Below are 12,594 nucleotides of genomic sequence, written 5' to 3'. Positions count from 1 at the left end.
AGCACCATACCGGAGGAGTAGATCTTGGTGGCGAAGCTGGATTGGGAGAAGGAGTGGTCGCCAGCGGCGAGTGGCCAGCCGAAGAAGTTGAGCCCGGGCTCGACCGTGGTGGAGAAGCTCAGGACAATGCCGGGGACGGCGCGACCGTCGGCGCGAGCGATGTTTTCGGCGTAGATGGCGACGTCTGGATCGTTCATCACGTCGCTCATGATGTGCTGTTCGAGCACTTGTTTCCAGAGCAGGACGTCGTCGGGCGTCGCCTGGTCGGAGCGGATGCGGAAGAGCTCTGGGCGCAGGGAGAAGAGGGTGCCGTTCTTGTCGGGATTGTTGAGGCCGAGGCGGCCTTTGGCCACGGCCCAGTCGTCGCGCAGTCCGCCGAGGACGGAGGAAAGTCCCGTTTCGCCGTTGCTCGCTTCGATTGGGTTCTCGCCGTCCCAAGCGCCGACGGAGTAGGTCTTGACGATGGCGTCGATGAAGGCTTTGCCTTCCGGGGAATCGAGCAAACCTGTTTCGTAGTCGTAGGCACGGGCGGCGCTGTAGGCGTAGATCTGGGCGAGCGAGAAGAGGGATTTGTACTGGGAGAGCTCTTCGTTGCGCAGTTCGCGGAAAACGAGGTCGCGAGAGCGGTATCCATGAATCACCGACGCGGCTCGTTGGCGGAAGGTTTCACGTTCTGAGAGGATGTGGTTGGTGCTGGTGATCGCAGCGTTTTTCTTCGTCTTCGTCAGCGGGCGTTTCGTGCCGGGACAAGCGATCATGACGCTGGCAGTTTCGCCGACGCGGCGCGGAGCCTTCATGAGCTTGAGCGGCTGCGCCCGGGATATCGCTTCAGGGGCGGCGTCGACTGCCAGCGGATTGATCGTCACTGCGGATGCCTCGGGCCGCTTGATCGGTTACCACTGGCTCGGCTGGCTGGCAGTTGCGGTGAGTTTAGTGGCGCTGGTCTTGTCGCGCTTGGTGCGGGAGAGCGATCAGGCGATGCCGGTGAAGGACGGTTGAGCGAGGTAAGGTTGCAGTACGGGTGCCGCTGAGGTTGGGCGTTAGGTTGGGAAACGACTGGGATACGCCGTTAGTCGTTGGCGGTGAAGCCGCCTCCGGAGTCGGTGGCGTAGAGGAGGTTTCCGTCGGGTGTGAAGGCGAGGCTGAGACTGGAGCTATGGAGCCGAGATTTCGGGGCGTCGCCTGGATCGAACCATTCGGGAGGGGCGAGAGGAATGGGATGTTCTTCGCTGTCGGCGCTGGGGGTGAGAAGGAATGGGTTGGTGTCGAGCCAGGCTCTCGTTTGGGAGCTGGGCTCGATGATCAGGAACCATTGCCATTTCGTGACGGAACCGTTTGTATCCAACCATTCGCGACGTTCAGCATGGACGATTTTGTCATCGGATTGTGTATGCCGCCAAAAGGCCTTTTGGTAGACGGCGAGTGGATCTGTGATGACTACGGGCTGAGGCGTTTTTTCGATCTTGTCGCTGGCTGATACAGATAAGGCGAGTGTGAGGAGAGTGACGATGAGAGAGTGTTTCATTCGGTTTGGATTCGATTTTCCGAAGCTTGCGAGCGTGTAACGGTTGCTTGTGGCCGCTGGGACAGCGGCCGCTACCTGATTTGTGCGGGCCGACGCGAGCGCGGGATCTAGTTGCCGGCGTGGGAATAGGTGCGGAGGAAGAGCTTGATGTCCTCGACGCTGTTGACGAAGCGGTCGAGGGACCAGGGCCAGCGCCAGCTCTAGGCCGAGCCTTCATTAGATCGAACAAAGCGCCTCTTCTACTGAGGCAACGCCCAGCCCGACTGGACCCCGACCCGCTACGAAAACCCTGCGGACCCTCGGCAGATCGGCGTGACGGCGCGGTACGCATTCTAAACACTCAGCGTACGTATTTGCTTTTTAATGAAAACGGCGTCTGGGATTGCTCCCAGACGCCGCGTTCGTGTCGTTAACTGTTTACTAGACTTAAAAGCTGCCGCCGAATTGGAAGCCGAGAACGAGGGCGTTGTCGATATCGCCGGTGCCTCCGGGGTTTACGATGTATTGCAGGTCGGGCTGGAAGTAGCTGGCGGGGCTGAGCTGGAAGCGGTGGGCGAGTTCGATGACCATTTCGTAGTCGGCCTCGGAGCGGCCGGCGTCGGATTCGACTTTTGAATACACGTCGCTGAAGCCGCCGTAGGTGGCGAAGAAAAGCGTGCTGTCGTTTTCGCGTCCGGGGAAGAGACCGCGGTAGTTGGCGCCGAAGGTGGATTGCACGGGGACGATGGCGACGTCGTCGTGGTTGGTGTAGCCGAGGGTGGCGAAGAGGGTGAGGCCGTTGTGGCTGTCGGGTGATTCCGAATACACTTGGTAGTCGGCGTTGGCGTAGAAGCGGACGAATTCTTCGCGGTCTTGGTCGCTATCGAAGCGGTTCATGTCGAAGAAGGCGTTGTTCATGCCGACGAAGAAGTGGGCCGGCCGGTCGTTGAAGGTGGGGTTCCAGTTGAGCTGGGTGAAGATGGAGAGGCCGTCGCTGCTGCGGATGGCGAAGTCCGTACCGTGGTTCTTGGGATCCCACATGCTTTCGGAAAGCTGGAAGGTGCCGACTTGGGCGTAGGTGGTTTCGTTGATCTGGTACTTGGCCCGAGCTCCCCATACAGCGAAGGGATAGGAGGTCATGACACCGTCGAAAAGAGCGGCCCGGATTTGGCCGTTGACGGAATTGTTCATGGAGTAGCTGAAGAAGGGGGATCCGCAGAAATCGTCGGTAGCGCTCATGCGCCCGAATTTCAATGACAGCTGGTCGTCCATGAGCTGCTTCTCGAGAGTGACGTTGTAGAGGAAGGTGGTTTGTCCGCCGACCACTTGCATGACGCTGTATTGGCCTCCGACCGCGGCGTCGACGCTGCGGCCGTGTCGGTCGATTCCGGATACGGTGAATTCGGTGCCTTCCCAGCCGAATTTCTTCTCGAGGTCGAACTTGGCTCCGAAGAAGAGTCCACCGGCGTAGGCTTCGTCGGACTCGTTGCCGCCGTCGACGTTGCTGGCAAAGATGCCGGTGTAGTAGGCGAAGGTTTCCAGGCCGCTGTCTTCGAGGGCGGTGCGGGCGCCGTCCCAATCGCCGGAGAGGCGGTCGCGTTGCTGCCAGGGAATGTCTTCGGCAAAGGTGGCGGTAGTGGTGGCGAGTAGGAGTAGGGCGAGAGGTAGTTTGTTTTTCATGACGGTATTGGCGTTGGTGGTTATGCGGCGGTGGTTATTGCGTCGGTTTCGACGGGACGGCGTTTTTTTAGGAAGAACAGTAGGGTAGTGGTGACGAGGGTACCGGCTACGATGGCGATCAGGTAGCCGAGCATGTGGGTGATGGCGTTGGGGATCGCTAGGACGAAGATCCCGCCGTGCGGTACCATGAGCTTGCTGCCGACGGCCATGGAGATGGCGCCTGCGGTGGCGGCTCCGGCGATGGTGGCAGGGATGACGCGGAAGGGGTCGGCGGCGGCGTAGGGAATGGCTCCCTCGGTGATGAAAGCGATGCCGAGGACGGCGGTGGCCTTGGTGGCTTGTTGCTCGTCGGTGGTGAAGCGGTTCTTAAAGAGCGTGGCGGCAAGAGCGACGCCGAGCGGGGGAACCATGCCTGCGGCCATGACGGCCGCCATGGGGCCGTAGATCTGGGTGGCGACTAGGCCGACGGCGAAGGTGTAGGCGGCTTTGTTGATCGGGCCGCCCATGTCGAAGGCCATCATGCCGCCGAGGAGGAGGCCGAGGATGAGAGCGCTGCTGCCTTGCATGGCGTTGAGCCAGGCGGACACGCCATCCATCAACCCTTTTACTGGCGGGCCGATGAGGTAGACCATGGTAAGTCCGACCACGAGGGAGGAGATGAGCGGGAGAATGAGGACGGGCTTTAGGCCGGCGAGCTGGTCGGGAAGCTTGACGGCTTTGTTGAGCCAGCGGGTAAAGTAGCCGGCAAGGAAGCCTGCGGCGATGCCGCCGAGGAATCCGGCTCCGAGGCTGGAGGCCAGCATGCCGCCGATGAGTCCGGGGGTGAGTCCGGGGCGGTCGGCGATGGAAAATGCGATGAATCCGGCGAAGACGGGCACGAAAAGGGCGAAGGCCGAAGCGCCGCCGATTTGCATGAGGGCCCAGCCCAGCGTGCCTTCCTCGTCGCCGGCGTAGATGCCGCCGATGGCGAAGGCGAGAGCGATGAGCAGGCCGCCCGCTACCACGAGGGGCAGCATGTGGGAGACGCCGGTCATGAGGTGTTTGTAGGGACCGGTGCGTTCTTTTTTGGCGGGTTGTTTGAGGCCGCTGCCTTTGACAGGCGAGGGCTCGAGGGCGAGAGCTTCTTTTATGAGGCCTTGAGAGTCGCGGATGGCGGCTTTGGTGCCGGTCTCTAGGAGCTTCTTGCCGGCGAAGCGGCTGGTTTCGACTGTGGCGTCGGCCGCGACGAGGACTGCGTCGGCTTTGGCAATGTCTTCGGCGGTGAGTTCGTTTTTGGCTCCGACGGAGCCGCGGGTTTCGACCTTCATCTCGTAGCCCATGGCTTTGGCTCCTTTGATGAGGGCCTCGGCCGCCATGAAGGTGTGGGCGATGCCGGTCGGGCAAGAGGTGACTCCGATCAGGAATTTGCTGGCGACCGCGGCTGGGGCGGCGGTTTCGCGGGGGGGCTGAGCTGTCGGTGTTTTGTGGGTACGTGGTGAAATGGGATCGAGGATCTTGCCGGTTTCGCGGATGAGGCGAGGGCGGTCGGTCTGGATGTCTTGATCGTCGCTGCGTAGATGGACCTCTCCGCTGGTGGTTTGCGAGGACTCGACGATGTCGAGCTGCAGGCCGCGGAGTTTGCTTTCCGCTACTAGGGCGGAGACGGCGAGGCGGGTGAGTGGCTCGTCGGCGGGAGAGGCGAAGGTGGCTGTTATGGTTTTCATTGGGGGTGGCGAGTTGGGGGTTAAGCTTGGAGAACGGAGAGGGGTTGGACGGAAATTTGCGGAAGGCGCTTCTCGATGACTTCGGCGGCCGGTAGTTGGCGACGGACGTCTTCGAGGGCGCACCAGGCGAAGACAGTGGCGAGGCGAGCCCGGTCGGTGGGGCTGCATCCGGTGACGGTTCCGGCGAGGTAGCCCGCGAGCAGGGAGTCTCCGGCGCCGACGGTGCTGACCACTTTTACGGGAGGGGCGGAAGCCATGAGGGCTCTTTCCGGCGAGAGGAAAAGGGCGCCTTCGCTGCCGAGGGAGAGGATGACGTGGGGGACTTTCTCTTTTTGCAGCTCGGTAGCGGCCACTACTCGATAGGAGAAGTCGGGCAGGTCGTGGCCGAGGTATTCGGCGAGCTCGTGCTCGTTTGGCTTGATGAGGTCGGCTCCGTTTTCGATGGCGACCTTGAGGGCCTCGCCGCTGGTATCGACGGCGATCTTAGCTCCGCCGCGTTTGATGAGGGCGATGATTTCGGCGAAGAAATCTGGGCTGACTCCGGCGGGCAGGCTGCCGGCGAGGACGAACCAGCGTTCAGGCCTGATCAGTTGGGAGAGCTTCTTTTCGAATTGGCTAAACTCGTTGGCGGTGGGCTGGAGTCCGGGGAAGTTGATGTCGGTGGTTTGGCGGGTGGCCGCGTCGACGATCTTGATGCCGGTGCGGGTTTCGCCGGGGATCCAGACGAAGGCGTCGCTGACGGTCCCGCGTTTGAAAAGCTCGCTGAAGACGCGCGGGTTTTGTTTGCCGAGGAAGCCGGTGGCGGTGGATGGGATGCCGAATCCGGCGAGCATGGATGAGACGTTGACCCCTTTGCCGCCCGCTTGGCGGTAGTGGCGCTCGGTACGGTTGACCTGGCCCGGCTCGAAGCGATCGATGAAAACGGTCTGGTCGATGGCGGGGTTGAGCGTAATGGTGACGATGTCGTTTTGCTTGTTCATGGCGGGGTGGGCTTAGTGGCTGGGACGTAGGGCGCGGACGGCGCGGGCGTCGCGTTGGTGGAGGGCTTTTTCGGCGAGGTCCGAAAGCGTTTGGAATTTCTCCTGGCGGAGCAGGGCTTTGACCTGCGGGACGATGGAGGGCGGCATGCTGAGCTCGTCGATGCCGAGGCCGGTTAGGATGAGAGCTCCGAGCGGATCGGCGGCGAGTCCACCGCAGACGCCGACCCATTTGCCCTTGTCGTGGGCGGCTTTGACGGTGTCGCGGATTAGTCGCAGGACGACGGGATGGAGGCTGTCGGCGCGGCGTGCGAGCAGCGGGTGCGTGCGGTCGACGGCGAGCGCGTATTGGGTTAAGTCGTTGGTGCCGATGGAGAAGAAGTCTGCCAGTTCGGCCAGTTCCGGCGCCATGGTGACGGCGGAGGGGACTTCGATCATGACGCCCAGTTCGACTTTTTGGCCGCCCACTTCGCGGCGAACTTTTTCGGCCAGTTCGCGGGCTCGCAGAAAGTCGTTGGGAGTGGCGATCATGGGGAACATGAGGCGGATGGGCCCGTGTTCGGCAGCTCGGAAGATGGCTCGCAGCTGGGTGATGGCGAGGTCGGGGCGAGCGAGGCTGAGGCGGAAGCCGCGGAGGCCGAGAAAGGATAGGTCCTGTTCGCTGAGGCCGAGGTAGGAGACGGGTTTGTCGCCGCCGATGTCGAGGGTACGCACGATCATGGGCAGGCCTTGGAGGCCCTCGATCATGGTGCGGAGCGCCTTGTACTGTTCTTCTTCGTCGGGGGCGTGGTCGCGGTCGAGGAAGAGGAATTCGGTGCGGAGGAGGCCAACGCCTTCGGCTCCGGAATCGATGACGGATGCGGCTTCGGCGGTTTGGCCAATATTGGCGACGACTTCGACGCGGTGGCCGTCCTGGAGGATGGCCGGCTCGAAGCGTTGTTCCCAGTCCTGGTTGCGCTGGATGCTGACTTCCTGGATGGCAGCTTGGGCTGATTCGAGATCGGCCTCGCTGGGGCTGAGGATGATGCGGCCGCCAGAGGCGTCGAGGATGACGGTTTCGCCGATGGGGAGGCGGTCGATGCTCGAGCCAGCCGCGACCAGCATGGGAATGCCGAGGGAGCGGGCGACGATAGCGGCGTGGGCGTTGGGCGAACCGTTTTTCAGGCAGATGCCTTTGATCTTGTCGGCCTTGAGTTGGGCAGCTTGTGAGGGATCGAGGTCCTTGGCGACGAGGATGACCGGTTCGGAGATTTCCGAGATGGGGTCGACCTCGATGCCGAGGAGGATTTTTTGTACGCGTTGGCCGACGTCGCGCAGGTCGTCAGCCCGCTGGGCGAGGCGCTTGTCCTCGAGGTTGGCGAGTTTGGCGGTTTGGATTTGGATGGTGGTGGTCCAGGCGGTAAGGGCGTCGTCGCCGGCGTCGATGAAGCCGACAGCTTGCTCCAGTAGTTTTTCGTCGGATACGAGGGAGGCGTGGGCTTCGAAGAGGTCGCGTTGGACGGCGTTGAGGTCGCCTTCGGTGAGGGCGAGGAGTTGTTTCTTGGCAACGGTGATGGCGCTTTTCAGCGCGGCAGTCTCGGCGGCGGTGTCGCCGACGGCGCGCTTGCGATCGGCGAGATTGACGGGGTTCCATTTCCAGGCGGTGGCGATGGCGAGTCCGGGAGCGGCCATGGTGCCGGAAATTGTCTGGGTGGACTCCAGTTCGCCGGTCCATTGGTTGCCTGCGTTTGCTGCGAAGTCTTCGTCCTCTTGCGGTTCGTTGTTAATCTCTTCGAGCAGGGCTGCGAGGTTGGAGAGGGTGTCGGTCTCGTTGTCGCCCTCGACGCGGATGCTGACGGAGTCGCCGGCTGCAATACCGAGGGAAAGGATGCGGGAAGGGCTGTCGGCTTCGATCTCGCGGCTCTTGGCGACGAGGGTGACCTTGCCGTCGTAGGCTTGCACGGCCCGGGCGAACTTGCCGGCAGGGCGGAGATGGAAGCCACGGGGGTTGCTGAAGGCGAGTTCGATTTCGCTGCCGTGGAAATCCGAGCTTACGGCGGGAGCGTTCGAGGGCGCGTCGGCGTTTTCGGAGATTGCGGCGATGATTTCGGCGGGATCGTTTGTGTTGGCGAGACGCTCGGCGAGAGCGGAGTCGCTCACGATGCCGGTGAGGCGGCGGAGGAGGCCGATGTGCTCGTCGGACTTGGCGGCGATGCCGAAGACGAGGTGCGCCTTTTGGCCGTCTTGCCAAGTGACGCCTTGGGGAATTTGCAGGATGGAGACGCGCGTGTTCTTGATGTGCTTGGCATCCTGCGGGCGGCCGTGGGGGATGGAGACGCCGTTGCCGAGATAGGTGGTGGCGGTGAGTTCGCGGGCCAACATGCTGTCGACGTATTCGGGGTCGATGGAGTCGCTCTCGAGGAGAAGGCCGGCGGCGGTGCGGATGGCTTCTTCCTTGGTGTTGATCGTGGCGCCGAGACGGACGTCGCTGGGGGTCATTGTAAGCATGGCGGGTATGGTTTCTAGGGTTCGAAAGGAGGCGGGGCGCCGTTTCTGGTTATGTGTGTAAACGTTTACATGTACATGTGTCAATGTGAAAACGTTTACATAATGTGAAAGGATCCGTCGATGAGGAGGAAAATGATTGATTAGAAGAAAGATACAAAAACGTATAATTTCGATTCGATTACCGTTTTCTCTTTTAAAAACGAATTTTTGTGTAAACGATCACAGGTATGTCCCATTCGATCAAAGACGTTGCCAAGCGAGCTGGCTGTTCCATTGCCACGGTTTCCCGGGTGTTGTCGGGGAAGGGCTACATCAGTGACGATGCCCGCAAAAAAGTGGAGGAGGCGGTGGAGGAGCTTGGCTATCGTCCGAACCGAGTGGCCCGCAGCCTGCGGGCGCGGAAATCGCGTGTGATCGGCTTGATCGTGTCTGATATCAGCAATCCGTTTTTCAGCGAGATCAGCCGTGCGGTGGAGCGGGTGGCGATGGCCAAGGGGTTCAGCGTGCTCATCTGCAACAGCGATGAGGACGGCGAGAAGGAAGGGCGTTATCTCAAGTTGATGGACGAGGAGCAGGTGGCTGGTATTTTGCTGTCGCCGACTCGCGCGAACAAGAAGCCGATCGATCCCGCGAAGCTGCCGCCGATGGTGTTGATTGACCGCAAGCTCAACGAGGCTTCGTTGGATGCGGTTTTGATCGATAACGAAGGGGCGGCTCGGCGTTTGACCGAGACCTTGCTGGCGGGCGGCTTTCAGAAGATCGCAGGGATCTTCGGTGGTGCGAAGAGCTTTACGGCAGCTTTGCGCATCAAGGGATTCAAGGCGGCTTTCGAGGGGCAGGAGGAACGTATGGGGGCGATCCACCAAGCTCCAGCTTTCGAGGCGGAAGGGGTGCGGCTGATGCAGCAGATCCTAGCGGAGGACCCGTCGGTCGACGCGGTGGTTTGCAGTAGCGCCCTTTTGGCGACGGGCGCGTACAAGGGCCTGCGGGAGAGCAGCACCAAGAAACCCGCGGAAATGGGCTTTGCCTGTTTCGACGATCCGTCGTGGGCGAGTTTCGTGGAGCCGGCGGTGACGGTTGTGCGTCAGCCCGCGTCAGCCATCGGCGAGGCAGCGGCGGACTTGTTGCTTAAGCGCATTGAGGATCGTTCGCGGCCGGTGAGTGAAGTGGTGCTGCAGGGCGAGCTGGTGGAGCGGGAGTCGAGCGGGCGTCACTAGGGCGCGCTTGTTGAGCTAGAAGCTTCAGGTCCTAGATCTGGTAGCGGAGCAGCTTCGGACAAGACTTTTGGTTTTTTCATGGCAAGGGTGGAGCCGGTGTTTGGTAGGGTGCCTTTGAGCAGTTCCCAGAATTCTTCGCGGTTGTTGCTGCGGGGAAGGGGCTGTCCGGTGCGTCGACTTCGAGAAAGTCGCAGAGAGGCTTCCAGCCTTGGGCGACTTCGAAGACAAGGAGGCTGGGATTCGGGGATGGTTGCTTTTACCGTTGCGGTATGCTTCGAGAAGTCTTCCGCGAATTTAGCAGCGCTGGAGCCGACCTGGAAACCGGTGCGTTCGATAACAGCTTTAGCCATGTCGAGCCATTCCCACATGGGCTGCGGAGCTTTTTCCTGCTGCCGACCAGGGTGTTGATGGTTTAGCAGAAGCTAGCGGTCCAGCCTTCGAGACTTCGCACCGCAAGAACGAATCTGGCGTTCGGCTAGGCTTCGAAAAGTTCGCGGTAGAACTCGGAAGTCGGCCAATCGACGGCGCTCCCGTAGCCTTGATAGAGCGTTTCCCAGCCAGGATCGCCGTTGAGGGCTGTTTGCCAGCGAGGCAAGTTGAGTGCTCATATTCTTGGCCACCTCTTACATGTGGTAGCAAGGGTCGAAGCCGAGTTGCTCGAGGGCAAGCTTGAGGGAATCGGTGCCGGTGCGGCCGACGCCCGTGCCGATGATTTGAGGCTGCATAGAACGAACTTTTGTTGGAGGTGGGTAGGAGAAGCGAAGTGACTATCTTAAATAAGATTTCCTCATGGATACGCCGCTTAAACTGGGGGCTTCGCAATACCTTTGATTCGGGGAAGCAGTTGCACGAGCTTGCTATCCGTGGAGAGGGGGCCGGTTGTTGATCCGGACTTTGCGGAGGGTTCGCCGCTTTCATCTATGGGATTTCCGAAACTAACCGAAAAATCGCTTTTGCTGCTCTTGGCGGCGGTGCAGTTCACGCACATCATGGATTTTATGATCCTGATGCCGTTGGGACCTCAGCTCGTGCGCGACTTGGGGATCGGACTGGGGAGGTTCAGCGCGATCGTGGCGGCTTATGCGGTGAGCTCGGGTGTGGTGGGTCTGCTGACGGCTCCGTTTATCGACCGCTTTGATCGTCGCACCGCGCTGCTTTTCGCCTATGCAGGCTTCACGGTGGGGACGCTCGCCTGCGGTTTGGCTCAAGATGCGAACACTTTGATGATGGGACGCATGATCAGCGGCGGGTTTGGCGGGGTGGCGACCGCTCTGGTGCTTTCGATCGTGGGCGATGTAGTGCCTCCGCAACGACGGGCGTCGGCGGTAGGAGTGGTGATGACTGCGTTCTCGATCGCCTCGGCTTTGGGCGTGCCGACGGGACTTTATCTGGCCAGCGTTTTCAAATGGGAGGCGCCGTTCTTGTTGTTGGCGGGAGTGGCGTCGGTCATGTGGCTGGTGGCGTTTTGGGGATTGCCGTCGGTGGGCGGCCATTTGGAGGTGGACCCGAAGAAGCGGGCGGCATCTTTCGTGGCGATGTTGAAAGACCGCAATGCGGGCATGGCTCTGCTGTTTTACGCGAGCCTCGTTTTCGGTCATTTCATTATCATCCCGCTGATGGCTCAGTACTTCGTGGCGAACATGGGGCTGCCGGAGGACCGGGTTTTCCTGGTTTATTTGATCGGCGGGGTGCTGACGGTGTTTACGGCCCCGCGCATCGGGAAGCTCGCCGACCGCTTCGGGCGGGTGAGGGTACTGGCGGTTCTGGTTGGGGTGGCCAGCGTGGTGACCTTGACGATTACCAATGGTGGTCCCATGCCGATGTGGCTAGTGCTGGCGATTGCGGCGACGTTTTTCGTTTTTGCTAGCGGGCGTTTCGTGCCGGGGCAGGCCATCATGACCTCGGCGGTTCCGCCAGAGCGGCGCGGGCCTTTATGAGCTTGAGCGGCTGCGCTCGCGACGTGGCGTCGGGGGCGGCCTCGACAACCGGTGGCTTGATTGTGACGGTTGACGCGTCGGGTCGTCTGGTCGGCTACCATTGGCTTGGCTGGCTGGCGGTAGGAGTGAGTCTAGTGGCGCTTGTATTGGCTCGGCTGGTACGCGAGAGCGATTAGGCGATCTCAGTGAGAGGCGGCTGAGCGAAATTAAATGGTAGTACTTTTGCCTCTAAGATGGATTCTCTGTAGGTAGGTATGGCACTAGGATAGACCGTTAGTCATTGGCGGTGAAGCCGCCTCCGGTGTCGGTGGCGAAGAGTCGGTTTCCGTCGGATGTGAAGGCGTGGCTGAGACTGGCGTTATGGGACCGAAATTTTGGGGCTTTGCGTGAATCAAACCATTCGGGAGGAGCGAGAGGAATGGTGTGTTCTTCTCGATCGGAGCTGGGAGTGAGAAGGAATGGGTTGGTGTCGAGCCAGGCTCTCGTTTGGGGGCTGGGCTCGATGATCAGGAACCATTGCCATTTCATGACGGAACCGTTTGTATCCAACCATTCGCGACGTTCAGCATGGACGATTTTGTCATCCGATTTTGGATGCCGCCAAAAGGCCTTTTGGTAGACGGTAGCTGGATCTGTGATGACTACGGCCTGGGGCGTTTTTTCGATCTTGTCGCTGGCTGATACAGATAAGGCGAGTGTGAGAAGCGTGACGATGAGGGAGTCTTTCATTCGGTTTGGATTCGATTTTCCGAAGCTTGCGAGCGTGTAACGGATGCTTGTGGCCGCTGGGACAGCGGCCGCTACCTGATTTGTGTGGGACGCCGCGAGCGCTGCGCCTTACGGGATCTAGTTGCCGGCGTGGGAATAGGTGCGAAGGAAGAGTTTGATGTCTTCGACGCTGTTGACGAAGCGGTCGAGGCCTTCTTGCTCGTCGCTGAGAAGTGAATACGCGGGGATGACGATCTTCCACTTGCTGTTCCAAACGCTGCGGCCGACGAGGCGCGTGTTAGTAAACTCGGCTGGCATGGAGCTGTAGAAGTAGACGGGATCGTCCACGGCACGGAATGCTTCGTGTTTGCGACGGATCCA

Annotated in this window: 12 protein-coding genes and 1 pseudogene; 3 read left to right on the top strand and 10 right to left on the bottom strand. The window is 60.8% G+C overall.

The annotated features are described in order from the left end of the window. The 6 genes from QEH53_RS22970 to ptsP all read right to left on the bottom strand — a co-directional run. A partial coding sequence (locus QEH53_RS22970) for a hypothetical protein (protein WP_309025580.1) occupies positions 1 to 866 on the bottom strand: 866 nt, incomplete at its 3' end. 203 nt (positions 867 to 1,069) lie between these two features. Then, a complete protein-coding gene (locus tag QEH53_RS22965; RefSeq protein WP_309025579.1) occupies positions 1,070 to 1,525 on the bottom strand; it encodes a hypothetical protein in 456 nt (151 codons plus the stop codon). Positions 1,526 to 1,951: 426 nt separating this feature from the next. Beyond that, the gene (locus QEH53_RS22960; protein WP_309025578.1) at positions 1,952 to 3,184 is read right to left on the bottom strand and encodes a carbohydrate porin; all 1,233 of its coding nucleotides are present in this window, start codon (positions 3,182 to 3,184) and stop codon (positions 1,952 to 1,954) included. Between the two features lie 20 nt (positions 3,185 to 3,204). After that, positions 3,205 to 4,887, bottom strand: coding sequence for a fructose-specific PTS transporter subunit EIIC (locus QEH53_RS22955; protein WP_309025577.1), 1,683 nt, complete (start codon positions 4,885 to 4,887; stop codon positions 3,205 to 3,207). A gap of 20 nt (positions 4,888 to 4,907) precedes the next feature. Then, entirely contained in the window at positions 4,908 to 5,867 is a 960-nt protein-coding gene (gene pfkB / locus QEH53_RS22950; protein WP_309025576.1) for a 1-phosphofructokinase, read from the bottom strand. A gap of 12 nt (positions 5,868 to 5,879) precedes the next feature. Beyond that, positions 5,880 to 8,351, bottom strand: coding sequence for a phosphoenolpyruvate--protein phosphotransferase (gene ptsP / locus QEH53_RS22945; protein ID WP_309025575.1), 2,472 nt, complete (start codon positions 8,349 to 8,351; stop codon positions 5,880 to 5,882). 227 nt (positions 8,352 to 8,578) lie between these two features. Between ptsP and QEH53_RS22940 the strand changes: the two genes are divergently transcribed. Next, positions 8,579 to 9,568 (top strand): LacI family DNA-binding transcriptional regulator, encoded by a 990-nt coding sequence (locus tag QEH53_RS22940; protein WP_309025574.1) that lies wholly within the window; start codon positions 8,579 to 8,581, stop codon positions 9,566 to 9,568. A 76-nt stretch (positions 9,569 to 9,644) separates the two neighbouring features. Here the strand turns inward: QEH53_RS22940 and QEH53_RS24230 are convergent. Further along, positions 9,645 to 9,761 (bottom strand): annotated as a pseudogene (locus tag QEH53_RS24230) (hypothetical protein); the annotation flags it as partial. 430 nt (positions 9,762 to 10,191) lie between these two features. Beyond that, positions 10,192 to 10,293, bottom strand: coding sequence for a sulfotransferase (locus QEH53_RS22930; protein ID WP_309025572.1), 102 nt, complete (start codon positions 10,291 to 10,293; stop codon positions 10,192 to 10,194). A 195-nt stretch (positions 10,294 to 10,488) separates the two neighbouring features. Here QEH53_RS22930 and QEH53_RS22925 point away from each other — a divergent pair, with 195 nt between their 5' ends. Both QEH53_RS22925 and QEH53_RS22920 read left to right on the top strand, forming a co-directional pair. Beyond that, positions 10,489 to 11,505: an MFS transporter gene (locus QEH53_RS22925; protein WP_309025571.1), complete on the top strand. Its 1,017-nt coding sequence runs from the start codon at positions 10,489 to 10,491 to the stop codon at positions 11,503 to 11,505. Further along, positions 11,502 to 11,681: a hypothetical protein gene (locus tag QEH53_RS22920; RefSeq protein ID WP_309025570.1), complete on the top strand. Its 180-nt coding sequence runs from the start codon at positions 11,502 to 11,504 to the stop codon at positions 11,679 to 11,681. The genes QEH53_RS22925 and QEH53_RS22920 overlap by 4 nt, the downstream gene beginning before the upstream one ends. 97 nt (positions 11,682 to 11,778) lie before the next feature. Here the strand turns inward: QEH53_RS22920 and QEH53_RS22915 are convergent, their stop codons facing one another. Then, positions 11,779 to 12,234: a hypothetical protein gene (locus QEH53_RS22915; protein WP_309025569.1), complete on the bottom strand. Its 456-nt coding sequence runs from the start codon at positions 12,232 to 12,234 to the stop codon at positions 11,779 to 11,781. Positions 12,235 to 12,351: 117 nt separating this feature from the next. Further along, a partial coding sequence (locus QEH53_RS22910; protein ID WP_309025568.1) for a hypothetical protein occupies positions 12,352 to 12,594 on the bottom strand: 243 nt, incomplete at its 5' end.

Origin of the sequence: Pelagicoccus sp. SDUM812002 (genome assembly GCF_031127835.1) — a bacterium.
GTDB lineage: Bacteria > Verrucomicrobiota > Verrucomicrobiia > Opitutales > Opitutaceae > Pelagicoccus.
Note: the sequence above shows the minus strand (reverse complement) of the source record. Positions and strands in the feature narration are given on the sequence as shown.

What these genes read in the sequence shown, in the direction of transcription:
- QEH53_RS22940 (WP_309025574.1), top strand. Translation starts at nt 8,579, where the DNA reads ATGTCCCATTCGATCAAAGACGTTGCCAAGCGAGCTGGCTGTTCCATT.
- QEH53_RS22930 (WP_309025572.1), bottom strand. Translation starts at nt 10,293, where the DNA reads ATGCAGCCTCAAATCATCGGCACGGGCGTCGGCCGCACCGGCACCGAT.
- pfkB (WP_309025576.1), bottom strand. Translation starts at nt 5,867, where the DNA reads ATGAACAAGCAAAACGACATCGTCACCATTACGCTCAACCCCGCCATC.
- QEH53_RS22955 (WP_309025577.1), bottom strand. Translation starts at nt 4,887, where the DNA reads ATGAAAACCATAACAGCCACCTTCGCCTCTCCCGCCGACGAGCCACTC.
- QEH53_RS22965 (WP_309025579.1), bottom strand. Translation starts at nt 1,525, where the DNA reads ATGAAACACTCTCTCATCGTCACTCTCCTCACACTCGCCTTATCTGTA.
- QEH53_RS22925 (WP_309025571.1), top strand. Translation starts at nt 10,489, where the DNA reads ATGGGATTTCCGAAACTAACCGAAAAATCGCTTTTGCTGCTCTTGGCG.
- QEH53_RS22960 (WP_309025578.1), bottom strand. Translation starts at nt 3,184, where the DNA reads ATGAAAAACAAACTACCTCTCGCCCTACTCCTACTCGCCACCACTACC.
- ptsP (WP_309025575.1), bottom strand. Translation starts at nt 8,351, where the DNA reads ATGCTTACAATGACCCCCAGCGACGTCCGTCTCGGCGCCACGATCAAC.
- QEH53_RS22920 (WP_309025570.1), top strand. Translation starts at nt 11,502, where the DNA reads ATGAGCTTGAGCGGCTGCGCTCGCGACGTGGCGTCGGGGGCGGCCTCG.
- QEH53_RS22915 (WP_309025569.1), bottom strand. Translation starts at nt 12,234, where the DNA reads ATGAAAGACTCCCTCATCGTCACGCTTCTCACACTCGCCTTATCTGTA.